The organism is Marinactinospora rubrisoli (assembly GCF_042664915.1).
Lineage (GTDB): Bacteria > Actinomycetota > Actinomycetes > Streptosporangiales > Streptosporangiaceae > Marinitenerispora > Marinitenerispora rubrisoli.
The window spans coordinates 420,000-438,872 of sequence record NZ_JBHTBH010000004.1 but is presented as its reverse complement, the minus strand read 5'-3'; the positions used below and the strand labels follow the sequence as shown (position 1 = coordinate 438,872).

At 71.0% G+C, this 18,873-nt stretch carries 18 protein-coding genes and 1 tRNA gene; 8 read left to right on the top strand and 11 right to left on the bottom strand.

Translation table 11 applies throughout. The annotated features are described in order from the left end of the window. The first annotated feature begins 145 nt into the window (after positions 1-145). Positions 146-751, top strand: coding sequence for a rhomboid family intramembrane serine protease (locus ACFQRF_RS11150; protein ID WP_379870947.1), 606 nt, complete (start codon positions 146-148; stop codon positions 749-751). 4 nt (positions 752-755) lie between these two features. Here ACFQRF_RS11150 and dcd read toward each other — a convergent pair whose 3' ends face one another. After that, positions 756-1,460: a dCTP deaminase gene (gene dcd / locus ACFQRF_RS11145; RefSeq protein ID WP_379870946.1), complete on the bottom strand. Its 705-nt coding sequence runs from the start codon at positions 1,458-1,460 to the stop codon at positions 756-758. On the opposite strand from dcd, the gene ACFQRF_RS11140 reads away from it, so the two are divergent. Further along, positions 1,446-1,516: transfer RNA gene (locus tag ACFQRF_RS11140), tRNA-Gly, on the top strand. The genes dcd and ACFQRF_RS11140 overlap by 15 nt on opposite strands. Before the next feature lie 417 nt (positions 1,517-1,933). On the opposite strand, the gene ACFQRF_RS11135 is transcribed toward ACFQRF_RS11140, so the two are convergent. Genes ACFQRF_RS11135 through ACFQRF_RS11105 form a run of 7 tightly spaced genes read right to left on the bottom strand, consistent with a single transcriptional unit; the run spans position 1,934 to position 9,749 of the window. After that, the gene (locus ACFQRF_RS11135; RefSeq protein ID WP_379870945.1) at positions 1,934-3,034 is read right to left on the bottom strand and encodes an NAD(P)/FAD-dependent oxidoreductase; all 1,101 of its coding nucleotides are present in this window, start codon (positions 3,032-3,034) and stop codon (positions 1,934-1,936) included. After that, positions 3,031-4,173 (bottom strand): ABC transporter ATP-binding protein, encoded by a 1,143-nt coding sequence (locus ACFQRF_RS11130; protein ID WP_379870944.1) that lies wholly within the window; start codon positions 4,171-4,173, stop codon positions 3,031-3,033. The genes ACFQRF_RS11135 and ACFQRF_RS11130 overlap by 4 nt, the downstream gene beginning before the upstream one ends. Continuing rightward, positions 4,170-5,468, bottom strand: a complete 1,299-nt coding sequence (locus ACFQRF_RS11125) for an ABC transporter substrate-binding protein (protein WP_379870943.1) — start codon at positions 5,466-5,468, stop codon at positions 4,170-4,172. The genes ACFQRF_RS11130 and ACFQRF_RS11125 overlap by 4 nt, the downstream gene beginning before the upstream one ends. A 30-nt stretch (positions 5,469-5,498) precedes the next feature. After that, positions 5,499-6,317 carry a carbohydrate ABC transporter permease gene (locus tag ACFQRF_RS11120; protein ID WP_379870942.1) on the bottom strand — a complete coding sequence of 273 codons (819 nt, stop codon included), beginning with the start codon at positions 6,315-6,317 and terminating at the stop codon, positions 5,499-5,501. Beyond that, positions 6,314-7,276: a carbohydrate ABC transporter permease gene (locus tag ACFQRF_RS11115; protein WP_379870941.1), complete on the bottom strand. Its 963-nt coding sequence runs from the start codon at positions 7,274-7,276 to the stop codon at positions 6,314-6,316. The genes ACFQRF_RS11120 and ACFQRF_RS11115 overlap by 4 nt, the downstream gene beginning before the upstream one ends. Further along, the gene (locus tag ACFQRF_RS11110) at positions 7,276-8,415 is read right to left on the bottom strand and encodes a pyridoxal phosphate-dependent aminotransferase (protein WP_379870940.1); all 1,140 of its coding nucleotides are present in this window, start codon (positions 8,413-8,415) and stop codon (positions 7,276-7,278) included. The genes ACFQRF_RS11115 and ACFQRF_RS11110 overlap by 1 nt, the downstream gene beginning before the upstream one ends. After that, entirely contained in the window at positions 8,412-9,749 is a 1,338-nt protein-coding gene (locus tag ACFQRF_RS11105) for an alkaline phosphatase family protein (RefSeq protein WP_379870939.1), read from the bottom strand. The genes ACFQRF_RS11110 and ACFQRF_RS11105 overlap by 4 nt, the downstream gene beginning before the upstream one ends. Positions 9,750-9,909: 160 nt before the next feature. On the opposite strand from ACFQRF_RS11105, the gene ACFQRF_RS11100 reads away from it, so the two are divergent. From ACFQRF_RS11100 to ACFQRF_RS11090, 3 genes are all read left to right on the top strand, one after another. Further along, positions 9,910-10,758: a MurR/RpiR family transcriptional regulator gene (locus tag ACFQRF_RS11100; protein WP_379870938.1), complete on the top strand. Its 849-nt coding sequence runs from the start codon at positions 9,910-9,912 to the stop codon at positions 10,756-10,758. Beyond that, complete coding sequence (locus ACFQRF_RS11095) at positions 10,755-11,453, top strand: HAD family hydrolase (RefSeq protein ID WP_379870937.1); 699 nt, start codon at positions 10,755-10,757, stop codon at positions 11,451-11,453. Before ACFQRF_RS11100 ends, ACFQRF_RS11095 begins: the two co-directional genes overlap by 4 nt. Positions 11,454-11,763: 310 nt before the next feature. After that, entirely contained in the window at positions 11,764-13,296 is a 1,533-nt protein-coding gene (locus ACFQRF_RS11090) for a hypothetical protein (RefSeq protein ID WP_379870936.1), read from the top strand. A 33-nt stretch (positions 13,297-13,329) separates the two neighbouring features. On the opposite strand, the gene ACFQRF_RS11085 is transcribed toward ACFQRF_RS11090, so the two are convergent. The 3 genes from ACFQRF_RS11085 to ACFQRF_RS11075 form a co-directional block, all read right to left on the bottom strand. Then, the gene (locus ACFQRF_RS11085; protein ID WP_379870935.1) at positions 13,330-13,998 is read right to left on the bottom strand and encodes a LysE family translocator; all 669 of its coding nucleotides are present in this window, start codon (positions 13,996-13,998) and stop codon (positions 13,330-13,332) included. A 163-nt stretch (positions 13,999-14,161) separates the two neighbouring features. Then, positions 14,162-15,565 carry a mycothione reductase gene (locus ACFQRF_RS11080; protein ID WP_379870934.1) on the bottom strand — a complete coding sequence of 468 codons (1,404 nt, stop codon included), beginning with the start codon at positions 15,563-15,565 and terminating at the stop codon, positions 14,162-14,164. Positions 15,566-15,575: 10 nt separating this feature from the next. Continuing rightward, entirely contained in the window at positions 15,576-16,172 is a 597-nt protein-coding gene (locus tag ACFQRF_RS11075; protein ID WP_379870933.1) for a CGNR zinc finger domain-containing protein, read from the bottom strand. A gap of 83 nt (positions 16,173-16,255) precedes the next feature. Between ACFQRF_RS11075 and ACFQRF_RS11070 the strand changes: the two genes are divergently transcribed. From ACFQRF_RS11070 to ACFQRF_RS11060, 3 genes are all read left to right on the top strand, one after another. Next, complete coding sequence (locus ACFQRF_RS11070) at positions 16,256-16,948, top strand: haloacid dehalogenase type II (RefSeq protein ID WP_379870932.1); 693 nt, start codon at positions 16,256-16,258, stop codon at positions 16,946-16,948. Positions 16,949-17,311: 363 nt separating this feature from the next. Further along, the gene (locus ACFQRF_RS11065) at positions 17,312-17,785 is read left to right on the top strand and encodes a carboxymuconolactone decarboxylase family protein (protein ID WP_379870931.1); all 474 of its coding nucleotides are present in this window, start codon (positions 17,312-17,314) and stop codon (positions 17,783-17,785) included. 100 nt (positions 17,786-17,885) lie between these two features. Continuing rightward, the gene (locus ACFQRF_RS11060; RefSeq protein WP_379870930.1) at positions 17,886-18,809 is read left to right on the top strand and encodes an RNA polymerase sigma-70 factor; all 924 of its coding nucleotides are present in this window, start codon (positions 17,886-17,888) and stop codon (positions 18,807-18,809) included. Positions 18,810-18,873: the final 64 nt, after the last annotated feature.

Below are 18,873 nucleotides of genomic sequence, written 5' to 3'. Positions count from 1 at the left end.
GAATGTGATCTGCCGCACTTTTTCGGCAACCGGCCAGCTCAGATCGGTTACGCAATGATCCCCCACGTGTCCGGTCGGTGAGGAGCAGCAAACCGGACATCACGCCACTCGGCACGGCAGGGGCAGGTCGCATAGAGTCGGCAGCGTGACGCAGTCCCGGATACGCGCCATCCTCGCCGTCGTGGCCCTGACCGCCGTGATGTGGATCCTGGAGATCTTCGACCTGCTGTCGGGCAACGCCCTCGACACCTACGGCATCCGCCCCCGCGCCATCGACGACCTCAGCCACGTGTTCACGGCGCCGTTCCTGCACTACGGCTTCGACCACCTGGCCGCCAACACCGTGCCCCTGCTGGTCCTCGGCTCACTGGTCGCCTTCAGCGGCCTGGGCCGCTTCGTCGGGGCATCGTTCATCATCATCGTGGTGAGCGGACTGGGCGTGTGGCTGATCTCCCCGCCCAACAGCGTCACGCTCGGCGCCAGCGGACTGATTTTCGGCTACTTCGGCTTCCTGGTGCTACGCGGCATCATCGAGCGCAAGACGATCGACATCGTCATCATGATCTGCGTCGTCATCTTCTACGGCACGATGGTCTTCGGCGTCCTCCCCCAACAGGCCGGCGTCTCCTGGCAGGCCCACCTGTTCGGCTTCCTCGGCGGCCTGTTCGCCGCCTACGCCCTCCCCCGCCGCAGCCGCCCCACCCCCACGACCGGCGGCTACGGCCCGCAGCAGGGCTACCCCGGCTACTGACCCGTCAGACGCGAGCCCGCGAAAAGTTCAGATACGACCGCGACGGCGTCGGCCCCCGCTGATCCTGGTACCGCGACCCGTACCGCTGTGACCCGTACGGATGCTCCGCCGGCGAGGTCAGCCGGAACATGCACAGCTGCCCGATCCGCATACCCGGGTACAGCTTCATCGGCAGCGTCGCCACGTTGGACAGCTCCAACGTGACATGCCCCGAGAAACCGGGATCGATGAACCCCGCTGTGGAATGCGTGAGCAACCCGAGCCGCCCCAGCGAACTCTTCCCCTCCAGCCGGCTGGCGATGTCGTCCGGCAACGTCACGACCTCGTAGGTCGACGCCAGCACGAACTCGCCGGGATGCAGCACGAACGGCTCATCCCCGTCCGGCTCCACCAGCCGAGTCAGATCCGGCTGCTCCACCGACGGATCGATGTGCGGGTACTTGTGGTTCTCGAACACCCGAAAGTACCGGTCCAGCCGCACGTCGATACTCGACGGCTGCACCAGCCCCGGGTCATACGGATCGATCTTGACCCGCCCGGCCTCGATTTCCGACCTGATATCGCGATCGCAGAGCAACACGATCCAGAACTTACCTGGTACCCGCACCACCCCACCGCTCGAGCCGGAGTTGCCGGTACCGCCGGGGTGTCGAGTACGATAACCTTCGGTACGAGCCGCACAGCGGGTCACCACGCGGATGTAGTTCAATGGTAGAACTTCAGCTTCCCAAGCTGATAACGCGGGTTCGATTCCCGTCATCCGCTCTGTTCGAAAAACAGGCCCTGACCTGCGAAAACACTTCGTACAGGCAGGGCCTGTTTTCGCGTTCCGGGTGCACCAGCGGGTGCACTACCCCGGTTTCAGATCCCGTCATCCGGTCCGCCGACCCGGACGAGAACCTCGACGTTCTCGTCCGGATTCCCTCGGCAACCACCGCGGGAGGCGTGTCGCAGTCCGAGCCCTTTGGCTCCTACGTCGACGCCCGCGCCATCCGGCGGCACGTGGACGAGGCGGGCCACTAGTGGCCCGGGAACTGGATCTCCCGCTAAGGCCGGGCACTCGGCCGGGTGCCGGGCGTGGGCTGGGGCACGGTCGGCACCGCCGACGGGCCGGGGACCGTGCGGTTTCGTGCGTGTGCCCTCGGCCTCGTCAATTCGATGACGTGGATCGTTTCGCCGTCGTCATGATGGGGCTTTTCTAAAGCGGTCCGGCCGGAAGGGGGCCGTTAGCGGGTTGTGCGCGCCGGTGAGGATTTCCTCGGCGAGGAGGCGTCCGAGCAGCGGGGCGAGGGTGACGCCGCTGTGGGCGGACAGCTCGTAGTACCCGGGCACGGCGGCCAGGGCTCCGACCGAGGGGGCGCCGTCGGGCGGGATCGGGCGGGGGCCGATGGTCGCGCGTCGGGCGTTGATTCCCACGGCGTCGGGGAACATGTGCCGTGCCCGGTCGAGGAGGATCTCGGTGGCGTCGTGTGTCGTGATCTCGCCCCTGGTGATCACGGCGTCCACGTCGTGGCTGTGCAGAAGGGCCCGGTTGTGGCCGTCGGGGCGGATGCCCAGGCGCGGGGTCCGGATCACCGTGGACACGAGGTCGACCGGGGTGTCCACCGAAACGACCAGACCGAACGAGGCCGCGCCCCGCGTGGTGCGGGCCGCCGGTAGGTGGATGTCGGGCGCGCCGGCGCCGGTCGCGTTGACGACGCGGTCGGTGTCGGTCGAGTCGCCGTCGGCGAACTCGACGCGCAGGCGCCCCGAAGACGTGGGAACGATCGAGGTGGCTCGCCGCTGGCGCACCTGTAAGCCGGTGAGGAAGTGCCTCCGGATCGCGTCCGGGTCGGCCCATCCGTCGGCGTCGAACCATGCCACCGCGAGCGGGACGGTGTCGAGGCGCATGCGCGGCTCGCGTTCACGGAGTGCGGCGCCGTCAAGGAGTTCGCCGCCGTAGCCGCGTGCGCGTGCGGCGTGCACACGTAGTTCGGCCACGCGCAGGGATTCCGCGTCCGTGGCCACGAAGTGCTGGCCGGTGAATCGGACGGCCGCGTCGCCGAGTGCGGCGGCGACGTGGTGGTACTCGGCGACGCCGCGGTCGTTGAGGGCGGCGAGGGCCGGCTCGCTCTTTGCGCTGCCGTTCACGCAGGCGAAGGATGCCGTCGTCGCACGATCGCCCGCGGTCTGGGCGTCGATGACGCTGACGCGGGCTCCCCGCCGGGAGAGGTGGTGGGCCGCGGCGGCGCCGAGGATTCCGGCTCCGAGGACCGTGATGTGCTCGGGGGTGGTGGAGGTCATGGGTGTTCCGCTCTTGCCCCGTCGTGGTCGGGAAGGAAGACGTGGATGTCGGCCGCGTCGGCGCGCACGGTGACGACGTCGCCGACGGGCGCGTGGTGCTCTTCTCGCATCCGCAGCGGGGAGGAGTGGCCGCCGATGTGGACCATGCGGTCGCTGCCGAGCATCTCGGTGAGCACCACGGGGCCGGCCGCGCCGAGTTCGTCGTCGCCCGCGTGGCCGCGGGAGAGCGACTCCGGGCGGATGCCGAGGGTGATGCGTTGCCCCTGGAAGCCGTGCAGGCGCCCGGGCAGCGAGATCCTGGACTCTCCGGAGACCAGGTGACCGGCCTCGACACGGCCGTCGATGAGGTTCATCCCACCGAGGAACCCGGCGACGAAGGCGTTCCCGGGCCGGGTGTACACCTGCTCGGGCGTGCCCGCCTGGGAGATCTTCCCGCCGTTCATGACGACGACCGTGCTGCCGAGGGTCAGCGCCTCCACCTGGTCGTGGGTGACGTAGACCATGGTGGTCCCCAGGTCGCGTTGCAGCGCGAGCAGTTCCGCACGCATCTCCACGCGGAGCTGGGCGTCGAGGTTGCTGAGCGGTTCGTCCATGAGCAGCACGTTCGGACCGCGGACGAGGGCGCGGCCGATGCCGACCCGCTGTCGTTGGCCGCCGGAGAGCTGGGACGGCTTTCGGTCGAGCAGCCGGTCGATGCGCAGGAGCCGGGCGACGGCGTCGATCCGGTCGTTCCGCTCCGCTTTGCCGACCCGCGCCATGCGAAGCGGGAAGGCGATGTTCTCCCGGACGGTCTTGTCGGGGTAGAGGGCGTAGTTCTGGAAGACCATCGCCACGCCGCGCCGCTGCGGTTCGGTGCGGGTGACGTCGCGGCCGGCGATGCGGATCGAGCCGTTCGTCGGTTGTTCCAGCCCGGCGATGCTCCGCAGCAGGGTGGTCTTCCCGCAGCCCGAAGGTCCGACGAGCACGGTGATCTCGCCGGCGGGACAGTCGAGGTCGACGTGGTCGAGGGCGATGGCGCCGGCGTGGTAGCGCTTGGTGAGTCCGTGGATGCCGACGCCGGCCGGCTCGGGGCGGGCCAGGCCGGCCGGTCGGCCGCCCACAGGTGTCGTCTTTCCGGTGACGTCGGTCGGCGCGGTCATGGCAGCAGCTCCGCCGCGGCGTCGGCTGCCTGGTCGAGGGCGTCTTGGGGTGGCTGTTCGCCGGAGACGGCCCGGTAGATCCCGTTCTGGAGCTCCTCGGCGATCTCGGGTCCCCGTTCCCCCGGCCAGCTGAACCAGGGCACCAGCGACGACGTGCCCTGCTCCAGCACGACGGCGCGATTGGGGCTGCCGTCCAGGAACTCGGCGAGGTACTCGTCGCTCTCGGCGGCGTAGGCGTTGACGGGGAGATAACCGGTGGCCTCCGTCGTGGTCGTCGACCCTTCTGGGCCCACGAACGCCTTGAGGGCCTCCCACGCGAGCCGCTGGCGCTCGGGGTCGGTCGCGGTGATGACGAGAGCATTGCCGCCACCTGGTGCCTGGCGTTCGCCGTCTGCGGGGATGGGCAGCATGGCGGTGCGCATGTCGAACCCGGCCGTGCGCTCGTAGTTGCCCACCTGGGCGCTGGAGTCGACCGCCATCGCGACGTCGCCGCGGAAGAAGGCTTCCCGGCCGTCGTCGGTGCCGAACGCCGGCATGAGGCCGGACTCGACCATGCCGCGCCAGTACTCCAGGACCTCGACACCGGGGGCGTCGTTGAAGGCGATGTCGGTCTCGGTGTCGTCCATCATCGATCCGCCGTTGGATCGGAGGAAGTTCTCGAACGACCACACGCTCTCGAAGTCGGACCAGTGGCCGTAGGTGGCCGCATCGGATTCGACGATCGCGCGGGCGTCCTCCTCGACCTCCTCCCAGGTCTGCGGAGGCGCGTCGGGGTCGAGTCCGGCCTCGGCGAACACGTCCGCGTTGTAGTACATGACCAGGGTGGAGACGGCGTTCGGCATCCCGTACATTTCGCCGTCGATCGTGGTGAGATCGAGCATCTCCTGGCTGTACTGCCCGGAGTCGAACTCGTCGTCGGATTCGATGAACTCGCCGAGCGGGACGGCGGCGCCGGCGTCGGCCAGCATCCGGACCTGGTTGAGGCCGACCATCGTGATGTCCGGGGGGTTGCCGGCGGTCAGGTCGTTCTGCAGGCGGGCGAGGCTGTCCTCGTAGGAGTTGCCGGCGAGCTGGAGGTCGACGGTCATGCCGGTGCGCGACTCCAGGTCGCTGGTGATCTCACCGAACGGTTCGGTGAAGAGTCCGTCGAAGGCGTAGACGAGGTTCACCGTGGCTCCCTCGGTGTCCGGCTGCTGCCCGGCGCTGTCCGACGCGCATCCGGCGAGCAGCGAGAGCGAAAGGGCGGTGGCGAGCACGGGCGCTCCGCCACGGTTCAGGGCGGTCTTTAAGTCCATGGTGTGTTCCTTGGGTCGGGGTGGGAGGGGTCAGTCGGAGACGATGCTGAATCCGGCGATGAACTGGCGCTGGGCGAGGAGGAAGCCGAGTAGCAGCGGCGCGATCGCCAGGAGCGCGGCGGCCATCTGCGCGCCGTAGCTCGTCCCGGACTCAAAGCTGACGAAGCGCACGATTCCGTACGGAACAGTCGCGTAGTCGGTGCTGCGGAGCACGACGGACGGCCAGAAGTAGTCGTTCCAGTGGGACACGAAGCTGAACACGCCGAAGGAGACGAGCGCGGGCTTGACGAGGGGGAACACCACACGGGTGAGCGTCGACCACGCCCGTGCGCCGTCAAGCCGGGCCGCGTCGAACACCGACTGGGGGATGGTGAGGATGAACTGTCGGAGCAGGAAGATCCCGAACGCGGAGCTGACGAAAGGGAGGACCAGGCTGGGGAAGGTGTCGAGGATCCCGACCCTGCTGAACATCAGGTAGATGGGGATGGCCGCCACCTGGGTGGGGACCATGAGGCAGGCGAGCACGATCCACAGGCTGAGTTCCCGTCCGCGGAAGCGCAGCCGGGCGAGTGCGTAGGCGGCGGGCAGGCACACGATCACCTGGAGGACGAAGATCGTGGCGGCGGCGACGAAGCTGTTGAGGTAGTACCGCAGCATCGGCACCTCCTCGAACACCTCGGCGAAGTTCGCGAAGGTGAACGCGTCGGGCAGCAGCTCGTCGCGGAAGATCTGGTCCTGCGGCGTGAACGCGCCCATGACCATCCACCCGAAGGGTGCCAGGATCGCCACGGCGCCGACGGCGAGGGCGAGGTGGATTCCGGCCTGTGCGGTCCAGTGGCGCGGTCTCATCGCGTTCCTGCCTTCTCCAGACGGGTACCGAAGCCGCGCATCTGCCACGCCGTGACGAGGAGGCACAGCAGGAAGAGGACGACGGTGGTGACCGCGGCCGATCCGAAGTCGACGTTGCGGACGCCCTGCTGCCAGAGCAGATAGGAGAGCGTCGTCGTGCTCTCGCCGGGTCCGCCGCGGGTCATGACCTGGGCCGTCTCGAACATGCGCAGCGCCGACGTGGTCGATATGACGATCGCGAACACGGTCGCCGGGGAGATCGCCGGCCAGGTGACGTGCCAGAAGCGCTGCCAGGCGTTCGCCCCGTCCAGCATCGCGGCCTCGTGGAGGTCCTTGCGTACCCCGGTGAGGCCGGCGAGGAAGATCACCGCGACGTATCCGATGTTCTGCCAGTTGCCGACGATCGCCAGGCCCGGCAGGGCGAGGTCGGACGAGCTGAGCCATCCGGTCCGGCCCAGGAGGCCGCCGACGGTCTGGTCGAACAGCCCGGACTCCGGGTAGAAGATCCACCGCCAGGCGGCGGCCATGGCGACCAGGACGGCCGCCATCGGCAGGAAGTACACCGCCCGCCAGAACGTCCGGCCGCGGGTGAGGGCGTTGATGCCGACGGCGACGACCAGTCCGCCGGCGACCGAGGTGGGGACGGTCAGCACCGCGTACAGCAGCGTGTTGCCCACCGCGGTGCGCAGGGTGCCGCTCGTCAGGATCCGGACGTAGTTGTCGAGGCCGACGAACGTGCTCCGGCCGGACAGCGGGCTCCAGTGGAAGAGCGCGATCGCGAACGCGAGGACGGCGGGGACGACGACGAACAGCAGCAGGAGCGCGATCGCCGGGGTGACCAGCGCGAACGGCTCCAGGCGGGCCGGCAGGCGCAGCCGCGCCGCGGGGAATTCGACCGGGCGCAGCCGGGCTCTCGCCTCCTCGGCACCGAGCGCCCCGCCCGAAAGCACGGCGCCCATCAGCGGGACCCCATGGCCGTCGCCAGGCGTCGCACACCATCGGCGACGGCCTCGGGCGCGCCCGCGTAGCTGACGCGGACATGACCGGGCATGCCGAACGCCGTCCCCGGTACCACGGCGACTCCCGCGTCTTCGAGCAGCGTCCTCGCCAGCGCCACATCGTCGCGGTCGGTGCCCGGCATCGACGGGAAGAGGTAGAACGCGCCCTGCGGCGGCCGGATCGGGATGCCGGCGTCCTGGAGGATGCCGACGAGTTCGTCGCGGAGATCCACCAGCCGGCGGCTGGTCCGCGCCGCGACGTCGGGGCCGGTCAGCGCGGCCAGTGCCGCCGCCTGGGCCACCCTGCCCACGTTGGAGGTGGTGTGGGACTGGATGGCGGTCGCGGTGGCGGTGACCTCCGCCGGGGCGATGAGCCAGCCCGTGCGCCACCCGGTCATGGCGTGGCTCTTGCTGGTGCTGCCGATCGAGACCACGTCGCATCCGGCGGTCCGCGCGAACTCGGGCGTGGAACGGGTCCGGACGAAGGTCAGGTCCCGGTACGTGTCGTCGGAGATGATCCAGATGTGGTGTGCGGCGGCCCACCGCGCGATCGCTTCGAGCTGGGCTTCGTCGTGGACGAGTCCAGTGGGGTTGTGCGGGGAGCAGATGATCACCGCGCGGGTCGCCCCGGTGCGGACCGCCTCCAGGTCGGCGACGTCGGGTAGGCCGTTCCCCTGTCGCGGGTGCGCGACGACGGGAACGGCACCGGACAGCCGCACGGCCTCGGGGAACGTGACCCAGTAGGGGGCGGGGACGATGACCTCGTCGCCGTGGCCGGACAGGGTGCGCAGGGCGTTGTGGAGGGCCTGCTTCGCGCCGTTGGTGATGGCGACCTGGGTGCGGTCCACCGCGATGCCGAGGCTGCGTCCGGCCCAGTCGGCGACGGCGTCGCGGAGAGCGGGGTCGCCGGCCGCGCTCCCGTAGCCGTGCCGCGCCGGGTCGCGCGCCGCCGCGACGGCCGCCTCGACGATGTGGGGCGGGGTCGGCGTGGCGAGTTCGCCGGCGGTGAGGTCGGCGATGTCGCGGCCCTCGGCCCGCAGTGAGCGGGCGAGTTCGCGCAGGGCGCCGGTGGGTGAGGCGGTGATGCGTGGACTGTTCACGGGGTGGGGCTTTCTGTCGGGTGGCCGGCGAGGGCCTCGGTGATGGTGACCCCGTCCAGTCGGTCCGGCGCCGGGACGCCGAGGACGTGGAGCAGGGTGGGCAGCACGTCCATGACCGTGACCGGGCGGTCGACGACGAGGCCGTCGGCGAAGTGGGGGCCGTGCAGAACCAGCGGGATGCCGGTGTCCTCGGGTAGCAGGCTGCCGTGCGTGGCCGCGCGCCGTCCGCTCGTGCCGATGGGCAGGGCCCGGGGGTCGGCGGTCACGAGGACCGCGGGGCCGAGGCGCGGGTGGTCGCAGCCGGCTCCCGCCATGGGGAGTACTCCGGGCGGGGGCTCGTGGTCGCTCGTGAAGACGCCGTCCGCCCAGGTCTGTGCGCGGCACCACAGGGCGAGTTCCCGGCGGACCTGCGGGCCGGTTCCCTCCGGGAGGTGGATGGCGAAGGCCGCGGCGTTGCCGCAGATCGTCGCGTGCTCCGCCAGGTGTGGCGGGAGGTCCGCGAACAGCTCCGCGCCGAGGAGGGCTCCGGGGGGAAGGTCCACCATGCCGTGATCGGAGGTCACGATCACGTCGACGGGCCGTCCGGTGCCGCGCAGGGCGGTGATCAGCCGGCCGAGCTCGTGGTCGATCCGGGCGAGGACGTCCCGAACGCGGGGAGCGTCGAGGCCGTGGGCGTGCCGGGCCTCGTCGGGCTCTCCGCACCAGAACACGAGGACGTCGGGGTCGATGCGGCCGAAGAGCGGGCCTGACGCCACGTCGACCCCCCAGGCGAGAACGTCCGTGGAGTCCGCCTCGGGCGCGGGTGGGGGCCCGTGCCGGTGGCGCAGTTCTTCGCGCAGGGTGACGGGCAGCACCGGCCCGAGGGCCGGATCGGGCGCGGCCATCACCACGGCGCCTCCGGCGGTGGCGGCCTCGGAGTGCAGCAGATAGGCGCACCCGGGGCTGCCGGTCCCCACCGCCATCAGGCGCCGGCCCGCCGCGGCGAGGATCTCACCGAGCGTGCGCGCTTCGATGACCCGGCCGCGTGCGGACCGCAGCGCGAGGAGGTCGCGCACCGACGCGGTGTCGAGCAGCCCGTCGGGTGTCCAGACACGGTTGCCGAGCACGCCGGTGTGACGCGGGAGACGGCCGGTGACCAGGGAAGCGGCAGCGGCTCGGGTCACCGACGGGATCACGGTCGACGCCGAAGCGCAGCGCACCCCGTCCGCGGCGATCCGGGCGAGCCTCGGGAGCACGGACTCGGTGAGGTCGTCGGCGCGCAGACCGTCGACGACCAGTAACGCGACGAGCGGCCGTGTCGCTTCGCGTTCAGGCGGGTGGTTCTCGATGTTCACTGTTCACCGCGTTCCTCTCCGTGACCTGGCAACGGTCGAACGAGTAGACTTTCTAATCGAGGACTCTGAACTGAAAGTAAACTTCACGAGTCGGGTACGATCACGAATCGAGGAGCGCATGCCATCACCGCCGCAGGACACCGTGGCGACGCCGGATCCGATGAGGCAGATACTCGCCCGGAGCAGGAGCGCCTACCCCGCCCTGTCGGGCGCCGAGCGCCGAGTCGCGGACGCGCTTGAGGCGACACCGCACGAGCTGCTCCGGCTCCCCCTCAAGGCCTTCGCGGAGCGGGTCGGGGTGAGCGAGGCCACGGTGGTGCGGTTCTGCCGGTCCATCGGATACGACGGATTCCGTGGTCTGCGCATCGAGCTCGCCACGCGGGCGCTCGTCACCACCGGGGACAGCACCTCGCCGGTATCCCCCGACGACGACGTGGCGACCATCACCGACAAGGTGCTGCGCTCCGGGATACGCGTCCTCACCGACACGCTCGCGACCATCGACGCCGACGCCGTCACCGCCGCCGTGGACGCCATAGTCGCTGCCTCACGGGTCGAGTGCTTCGCCGTGGGCAGCTCCATTCCCGTCGCCCTGGACCTCTACTACCGGCTGCTGCGACTCGGGATTCCCACCAGCGTTGCCACGGACCCGCACATGCAGGCCACGTCGGCCGCGCATCTCCCCGACACCGCGGTCGCGTTCGGCATCTCCCACACCGGGCGCTCGTTCGAGACCCACGCCACCTTCCGGCACGCGCGCGCGGCCGGAGCGCGGACCGTGCTCGTCACGAGCTTCCGCGGGACCCCCATCGGCGAACTCGCCGACATCGAGATCGTGGTCGCCTCCCCCGACCCCACGCTCCGCCCGGACGCGGTGTCGAGCCGGCTCGCCCACCTCGCCGTCGTCGACGCCGTCACCGTCGCGCTGGCCATGCGGGATCCGGACCGCACGGACGAAGCGCTCCTGCGCGATGACGCCATCATCTCCGAGCGGGAGGTCGCCCGATGACCCGCATCAGCGTCGCGGTCCTCGACCTCGCTGGAACCACGGCACGGGAGGACGGAGTCGTCGAAGCGGCCGTGCGCGCCGTGGTCCACACCGTCACGGACGGAGGGGCACCCCCCGATCTGGCCGAACGCTTTCACGCCGCCCGTGGTGGCTCCAAGATCGACATGCTCCGCAGCGTGCTAGGCGGCGACGAGGGTCTCGCCCGCCGCGCTCACCACCTGTTCGAACAGGATCTGCTCCACCGCATCGAATCCGGACATGTCACGCCCATGCCGGGCGCCGCCGAGACCTTCGCCGGTCTCCGGCACCGAGGCATCCGCACGGCGCTCACCACCGGGTTCTCACCCGCCATCCGTGACCGGCTGCTCGACGTCCTCGGCTGGCGTGAACTCGTCGACCTCGCCCTCTCCCCCGACGACGCCGGGCGCGGACGCCCCCATCCCGATCTCATCTGGACCGCCGCACTCCGGCTGCGGGCCGAGAGTGCCCAGCACATCGCCGTCGCCGGGGACACCGGCAACGACCTCCTCGCCGGAACGCGAGCGGGAGCCGGAATCGTCGCCGGAGTCCTCACGGGCGCGCACGGCCGCGAGCGGCTCCAGAAGGCCCCGCACACGCACATCCTCGACGGCGTCGGCGACCTCGTTCCCCTCATCGACTCCCACAACGAGAGCGTCCTTGCCTCCCCGGCATGACCCAAGGCGCCGCACGAGGTGACACGGGCGCGGGCGGCGACGTCGTGAGAGTTCCGATCGGCCCACCACGCCGCAGTGTGCACCGCGAGCACGCGGCCCCGTCGTTCGGGCGGGGCCGCGCGAGGCCCGTCCTGTTCACGCCGATGTCGGGTGGGCCGAAGCGCTCGGCCTGACCTCATCACGTGGGAGTCCCCGTGGGACCCCGTGGGCGCCCACACCTTCGGCGGCGCGCCCTGGAACGCGCCATCCGGTATCACCGGATCTGTAAGCTACGTTGCCGTAGCTACGCTTCCGTTGCTAATGTGCGCGTATGACGTCTGAATTTACGCACACCGGCACCGGCCCGGACGCGGAAAGAACGGCCGCCCGGCAGGCCGCTCACGTGGTGCACACGGACTGGGCCGTGCCCACGGGAGTCAACGAGACCGTCCTGACGACGCACCTGTGGACGGCCCCGCCCCTGCGGCGCGAGTCCCCCATCCACGATCGCGCGTTCGGCGCCCTGCGCGACCTCAAGGCCGATTACGTGCGGTTCCTCCCCTGGTTCTCCCATCCGCGCATCGCGGTCCCCGCTCTGGAGCCCCCGACCGCCACCACGACCTCCTGGAACTTCGACAACCTCGACCCGTTCGTCGAGGACTTCATGGCCGCGGCGGAGGGGCGCCCCGTCGTCGCGAACTTCGCCACGATCCCGACGTGGATGTTCCGCACCCCGGAACCGGTCCGGGTCCAGGACGACATCGCGGCCAACCACTGGGACTACGAGCAGGGCACGGAACTGCGCGACCCGACGTTCGCGGAGGTCGCCGACTACTTCTACCGGGTGGCCAGCTGGTACATCGCGGGCGGATTCACCGACGAACTCGGCGTGCGCCACGAGTCCGGCCACCACTACCGCTTCGCCTACTGGGAGGTGCTCTGCGAGCCGGACCTCGGGCACCGGCTCGGCCCCGAGACCTACCGGGCCCTCTACGACGCCGTCGTGGCCCGGCTGCGGCCGCTCGACCCGGAGATGCGGTTCGTCGGCCTGTCACTGAGCCACGTCCACGGCGACCCGGAGTACTTCTGGGAGTTCCTCGATCCCGCCAGGCACGCCGACGGCGTCCCGGTCGACGCCTTCTCCTACCACTTCTACGCCTCGCCGGAAATCAGCGATCCGTTCTCGACCGAGGAGAACCCGCCCTACGCGCACTGGCGCGACATCTTCTACGCGCAGGCCGACGGATTCCTGGAACAGGTCCGCTACATCGACTCGATCCGCCGCCGGCTCGCCCCCGAAGTGCGGACGTTCATCAACGAGCTCGGCACCTACCCGTCCGACGTCATGAACCCCGAACCGCAGATTCCGGACGAATACTGGGCACTGAGCGCGTCGGTCCAGTCCTACCTGTGGGCGCGTCTGGTCGAACTCGGGGTCGACCTGGTCGGCATCGCCGAATTCATGGACTACCCGACGATGATCCCCGGCGTCACCCTGGTCGACTGGGAGACCGGCGCGCCCAACGCCCGCTACCGCGCCCTCGACCTGCTGATGCGGCACTTCGGCGCCGGCGACACCTTGGTGTCCACCGGCACCGGCGTCCCCGGAATCCCCGATCCCCGGATTCACGCCCAGGGGTTCATCACGAAGGCGGGGCCGCCGAAACTCCTCATCGTCAACAAGACCGGCAATACGCTCACGGTCGCACTCGAACAGTCCAACCCACTGGCCGGCGCCACGGACGAACTCCGCATCGAGCAGGTGAGCGCCCGCACCGGTTCGGGCCCCGCCGTCTCCACGACGCTCAACGGAGGCCACATCGTCCTGGACCCCTACGCCACGGCGGTGCTCACACCGATGTAGGGCGTGCCGGGAACGGCCGGATCGGCACATTCATTACCGCTGCCGGAGGTCCGCCAGTGCCAGTCCTCCGCCGAAGGCGATCAGGGCGCCGCCGGAGGCCTGGTCCAGTCGGCGTAGCGTTGCCGGCCGCAGCTGACGGGCGGCGAGTGCGGATCCTGACGCCGCCCAGACCAGCGCCATGGCCGCTTCGCAGACGATGTAGAGCGCGCCCAGCGTGACGAGTTGCGAACTCGCCGGTGCGGCTCCGGGCTGCGCGGCGACGAACTGTGGGAGGAAGGCGGTGAACAGCAGCAGCGCCTTGGGGTTGGCCGCGGCGGTGATGAACTCCTGGGCGGCCAGTTTCCCCACCGTGCCGACGTTGGCGTGGACGCCGGTATCGGCGCCGTCCGGGGCCCGGTCCGGGTCGGCCGTGGTGTGGGCGGACCACACCACCCAGGCGCCCAGGCCGATCAGGAAGGCGGACCCGGCGAAGCGCAGGATCTCGAAGGCCGCCTGGGACGTGTGCAGGAGCGCCCCCAGCCCGGTGATGACCACGGCGAGCATGATCGTGAAGGCGAGAAAGCGGCCGGTGAGCGCCACCGCGGCGGCGCGCGGGCCCTGGCGGAGGCCGTTGCGGAAGGCCAGCAGGTTGTTGGCGCCCGGAGAGGCCGCCACGGCCAGGGCGGCAGGGACGAAAACGGCCAGTTGTGCTGCCGACAGCATCACACCAGCCTAGGGCCGCGTGGCGGCCCGGGCAGGCCGCCGGGCCGGGCGGCCGGTGGAGTTCATTCCCGGGTCGGGGGTCGCCCCTGGGATTGCCGAGCGGGTCCCGCGCGGCCGGGCACGACCCGGCCGCGCGGGATTTCCGGTGGGCGACCGTACCCGGTCAGCCGAGCGGGAGGTCCAGCAGCGCGTTCTCGACCACTTCCGGCATGGCCGGGTGGATCCAGTACTGGCCCTTGGCCATGGACCGGGCGTCGAGACCGAAGGACATGGCCTGGATGAGCGGCTGGATCAGTGTCGGTGCCTCCGGGCCGATGATGTGCGCGCCGATCAGCTCACCGGTGCCGGGGTCGGCGAGCAGCTTCACGAAGCTGGTGGTGTCCTCCATCGCCCAGCCGTACGCGACTCCGCTGTACTCCCGGGCGGAGGTCACGTAGTCGCGCCCGGCGGCCTGTGCCTCCTGCTCGGTCATCCCCACCGCGGCGATCTTCGGGGAGGAGAACACGGCGTGCGGCACGTACCGGTGGTCCGAGGTACGCGGATCGTCCGGGTGCAGCAGGTTGTGCTGAACGGTGCGGGCCTCGTGGTTCGCGACGTGCTTGAGCTGCCAGGGGGAGGAGACGTCGCCGAGAGCCCACACTCCCGGCACCGAGGTCGCCTGCCGTTCGTCCACGGCGATGCGGCCGTCCGCGTGCAGCGCGAGTCCTCCGGCGGCGGCGTCCACGAGGTCGGAGTTGGGCCGGCGGCCGGTCGCCACCAGCAGTTCGTCGGTCCGCAGTGTCTCCGCCCCCTGAGGGCCTTCGAGGTCGAGGAGCAGCGTGTCCGCGTCCCTGGTGGCGCGCAGCAGTTTGCGGTGCGGGCGGACGTCCCAGCGTTCCCGCGCCAGTTCCGTGAAGCGCCGCGCCACGGCCGCGTCCTCGTGCCGCAGCAGCACGCCGCCACGGGCGATCACGGTGATCTCCACGCCCAGGGCGGAGAACACGTGGGCCAGCTCGGCGGCGATGAAGCCCGAGCCCAGGATCGTCATGCGGCGCGGGAGCCGGTCCATCCGCATGACGCTGTCACTGGTGTGGTAGCCGAGCGCCTGGTCGAGGCCGGGCACGTCCGGGATGACCGGGCGGCTGCCGGCCGCCACCACGACCTGGTCGGCGGTGATGGTGACCGCCTCCTCAGCGGTCTCCACGGCCAGCCGGCGTTCACCCACGAAGCGGGCCGTGCCGCGATAGAGGGTGACGTTGTCGCTGCCCGTCGCGCGGTACCGCTCGCCGCCCGAGGCGAGCGGGTCGATGCGGCCGAAGATCCGGTCGCGTATCGCCGGCCAGTCGGCGCCGCGCAGCGTCAGGTCGACGCCCAGTACCGCGCCGTGCTGGGGCGCGCGGGCGGTGTCGGCGGTGTGGACGAACATCTTCGTCGGAATGCAGCCGACGTTGAGGCAGGTGCCGCCGTAGGCCGCCTGCGGGCCGACGCCCTTCTCGACGATGGCGACCTTCCGGTCGGCGAATCGCCCGTCGACGATCGAGTTTCCCGATCCGGATCCGATGATGACGAGATCGAAATGGTGGTCCATGGGGCGATTCCTATCGGGAGAGGGGCGGGAGGTCGTCACGTGCCGCGCCGGACTCGCGGCCGACGGCCGTCGCCGACGCCCGTCGGCGGGCTCGATAGGCCGCGGCCTTGACGCGGTTGCCGCACTCGTCCATCCCACACCACGTGCGCCGGGCACCGCGCGAGCGGTCGAGATAGATGCGGGTGCAGGCGGCGCGGCCGCACTCCTTGAGGCGGGCGTGCGGATCGGCGAGCACGGTGATGGCGCTTCTGGCCAGGTGGGAGAGGACGGCGCGGATGTCTCCCGACACCTGGAGGCCCGCGTCGCTGAGCCTCATCGTGGGCACCGGCCCGGCGGCCGTGCCGTTGACGATGTCCAGGCCACCCGGATCGAAGGGCCGGCCCAGCACGCGGTCGAGAGCGAGCCGGTAGACCGCCTCTCGCAGGGAGATCGCGGACGCGAAGGCCGCGGGATCGGCGGTGACACGATCGGGCAGACCGTCGCACTCCGCCACCCACCGTTCGAGGTCCGCGGGCGCGGCCAGCAGGTCGACGGGGTCGTCCCGGCGAGTCGCCACGGTGCCGGCGAGGTCGAGGGCCGGGTTTCCGCTCACGAACGAGAAATACACGTCACCATCTTGACCGGTGACGTGGCCCGCTGGCAAAGTCGTCACCGGTTGAGCAGGTGACACGACAGCGAGGAGGAGAGCGCATGGCCGGGAGCCGCGACATCGAGGTCGTCGTCTTCGACGTCCTCGGCACACTGGTCGACGAATCCGGCGGGCTCCGAGCCGAGATCCGGGACGCGGTTCCCGCGTCCGGCACGGTGCCGGTCGACGGGCTGGTCGCGCTGTGGCAGCGGCATCTACAGGTGGAACAGCAGCGCATCGCGCGTGGAGACCGCCCGTACGTCGGCACCGAGGTCCTCGACCGCGAGGCCGCCCAACGGGTGGCCGACCGTGCCGGGCTCGCCGACCCGGCGGCCGTAGCCCGGCTGGCCACGGCCGGGCAGCGCCTCCCGCCGTGGAGCGACTCCGTCGCGGGCCTCGAACGGCTCGCGCGCCGGTTCCCCGTGGTCGCGCTGTCCAACGCCGGCCGGACCGCTCTGCTCCGGCTCAGCGCCCATGCCGGCCTGCGCTGGCACCTGGCCCTGTCCGGCGAGACCGTCCGCGCGTACAAACCGGCGCCGGAGGTCTACCGGCTCGCCATCGACGCCGCGGGCTGCCCGCCGGAACGCGTGCTCATGGTCGCGGCGCACGCCTGGGACCTTCGCGGGGCCCAAGCGGCGGGCATGCGCACCGCCTACGTCCAGCGGCCGGGCGGGGATCCGCCGGTGGACTCCGACGCCTTCGACCGGCGGTTCGGCGGACTCGGCGAACTGGTCACCGAGCTGACGGCGGAGTGACCCGGCGAGCGCCACCGCGGCCAGGGCGAGGCCGATCGGGGGCGGAGCGGAAGTTCGGCGCCGGAACGCTGGTCGAACCGCTCGATGCCGCCGGTTTCGTAGCCACGCCGGGCTGCTCGTCGTACTCCTCCTCCGCCGGTGTGCCGCGGACGTCCGGGGGAATGCGCGATCGGTCGAGCAGGTGGGGCTTGCGGGGCGCCGGGTTCGGGCCGCGGCGGGGGACCCGCTGGCCGACGGCCCACAGCGGGCCGCCGCACCCGCGCCGGAGGTGATGAGACGTGGGTCACTCCCCGCCATGTCACAGGCGGCCGGGCCGTCTCGTCTCAGGGGGTGCAGCCACTGACGAGCGCAGAGGAGCACACCATGGACGCGCGGCTGAACTACTTCGCCAGCCCGACCGCCGGCAAGATCACCAAGTACATCATGTCGGCGGGCAGGGCCCTCAAGGAGTCGCCGTTGCCGGCGGCGACGCAGGAGCTGGTGTCGCTTCGGGTGAGCCAGATCAACGGCTGTGCCGTCTGCATCGACATGCACACCAAGGAGGCCGCCGCGGCCGGCGAGTCCCCGGTGCGGCTGAACCTGGTCGCGGGGTGGCGGGAGGCCACGGTCTTCACCGAGGCCGAGCGCGCCGCATTGGAGCTCGCGGAGCAGGGGACCCGGATCGCGGACGCGGCCGGTGGGGTCGGCGACGAGGTGTGGGCGCGCGCCGCCGAGCACTACGACGAGGAGCAGCTCACCACCCTGGTCATCCTGATCTCCTTCATGAACACGGTGAACCGGCTGAACGTCATCACCCGGCAGCCGGCCGGCGACTACGAGCCCGGGCGGTTCCGCTGAACGGCACCGGCGGCCGGTGCGGGGGCCCGGCCCGGTGATCACCAGAAGGTGACCGCGCCGCGAGTGCGGCGGGCGGAAGGACCACAAGAGGAGGGTCGGCGTGCGCAAGGTCGAGGAGTTCCAGGAGCTGCGGCCGCTGCTGTTCTCGATCGCCTACCGGATTCTGGGCAGTGTGGGCGAGGCCGAGGACGCGGTGCAGGAGACGTGGCTGCGCTTCGACGGCTCGCCGACCACGCCCACGTCGGCCAAGGCCTTCCTGTCGGCCACGGTGACGCGGATCTCGATCGACGTGCTGCGCTCCGCGCGGGTCAGGCGGGAGCAGTACGTGGGACCGTGGTTCCCGGAGCCGCTGCTCAGCGATCCGTACCAGGATCCGGCGAGATCGGCGGACCTGGCCGACTCGGTGTCCATGGCGGCACTGTTGCTGCTGGAACGGCTCAGCCCGCTGGAGCGAGCGGTGTTCGTGCTGCGGGAGGTGTTCGCCTTCGGGTTCGATGACATCGCCGCCGCGGTGGGACGGTCGGAGCCGGCGTGCCGGCAGTTGCTGGTCCGGGCGCGGCGGCACATGGCGGCCGGGCGGCCGCGGTTCGCGGCGGACCGGCAGGAGCGGCGGGAGCTGGCATCCCGGTTCTTCGAAGCGCTGAAGGACGGTGATGTGGGCGGACTGCGGGAGCTGCTGGCCGCCGATGTCCAGATGGTCGGGGACGGCGGCGGCAAGGCGCCGCAGTGGTCCAACGCCATCGTGGGCGCGGAGCGGGTGGCCCGGGTGCTGGGCACGGCCTTCCCCTGGCTGATCCGGATCGGCGTGTCGTGCGAGCCGCGCGAGGTCAACGGCCAGCCCGGCGCCGTCTTCCGTGACCGGGACGGCAGGGTGCTGCACACCCTGGCCCTCGATGTGCTCGACGGGCGGATCCAGACCGTCCGTGCGGTGATCAACCCCGACAAACTCCGCCACATCGGGCCGGTCGGCGACGCCTGGGCCGTCGACCGCGAGGTGAAGCGCGTCCGCCGGGAGGGGCGCTGACCCGGAGCGCCGGAGGGGCCCGCCGCAGCGTCGGGCCGATCCGCCGGTGACAGGCCTCCGCCGG

Coding starts and splice junctions, on each gene's coding strand:
- ACFQRF_RS11065 (WP_379870931.1), top strand. CDS start 17,312: ATGGACGCGCGGCTGAACTACTTCGCCAGCCCGACCGCCGGCAAGATC.
- ACFQRF_RS11090 (WP_379870936.1), top strand. CDS start 11,764: ATGACGTCTGAATTTACGCACACCGGCACCGGCCCGGACGCGGAAAGA.
- ACFQRF_RS11115 (WP_379870941.1), bottom strand. CDS start 7,276: ATGGGCGCCGTGCTTTCGGGCGGGGCGCTCGGTGCCGAGGAGGCGAGA.
- ACFQRF_RS11070 (WP_379870932.1), top strand. CDS start 16,256: ATGGCCGGGAGCCGCGACATCGAGGTCGTCGTCTTCGACGTCCTCGGC.
- ACFQRF_RS11125 (WP_379870943.1), bottom strand. CDS start 5,468: ATGGACTTAAAGACCGCCCTGAACCGTGGCGGAGCGCCCGTGCTCGCC.
- ACFQRF_RS11080 (WP_379870934.1), bottom strand. CDS start 15,565: ATGGACCACCATTTCGATCTCGTCATCATCGGATCCGGATCGGGAAAC.
- ACFQRF_RS11085 (WP_379870935.1), bottom strand. CDS start 13,998: ATGCTGTCGGCAGCACAACTGGCCGTTTTCGTCCCTGCCGCCCTGGCC.
- ACFQRF_RS11095 (WP_379870937.1), top strand. CDS start 10,755: ATGACCCGCATCAGCGTCGCGGTCCTCGACCTCGCTGGAACCACGGCA.
- ACFQRF_RS11100 (WP_379870938.1), top strand. CDS start 9,910: ATGAGGCAGATACTCGCCCGGAGCAGGAGCGCCTACCCCGCCCTGTCG.
- ACFQRF_RS11130 (WP_379870944.1), bottom strand. CDS start 4,173: ATGACCGCGCCGACCGACGTCACCGGAAAGACGACACCTGTGGGCGGC.
- ACFQRF_RS11120 (WP_379870942.1), bottom strand. CDS start 6,317: ATGAGACCGCGCCACTGGACCGCACAGGCCGGAATCCACCTCGCCCTC.
- ACFQRF_RS11135 (WP_379870945.1), bottom strand. CDS start 3,034: ATGACCTCCACCACCCCCGAGCACATCACGGTCCTCGGAGCCGGAATC.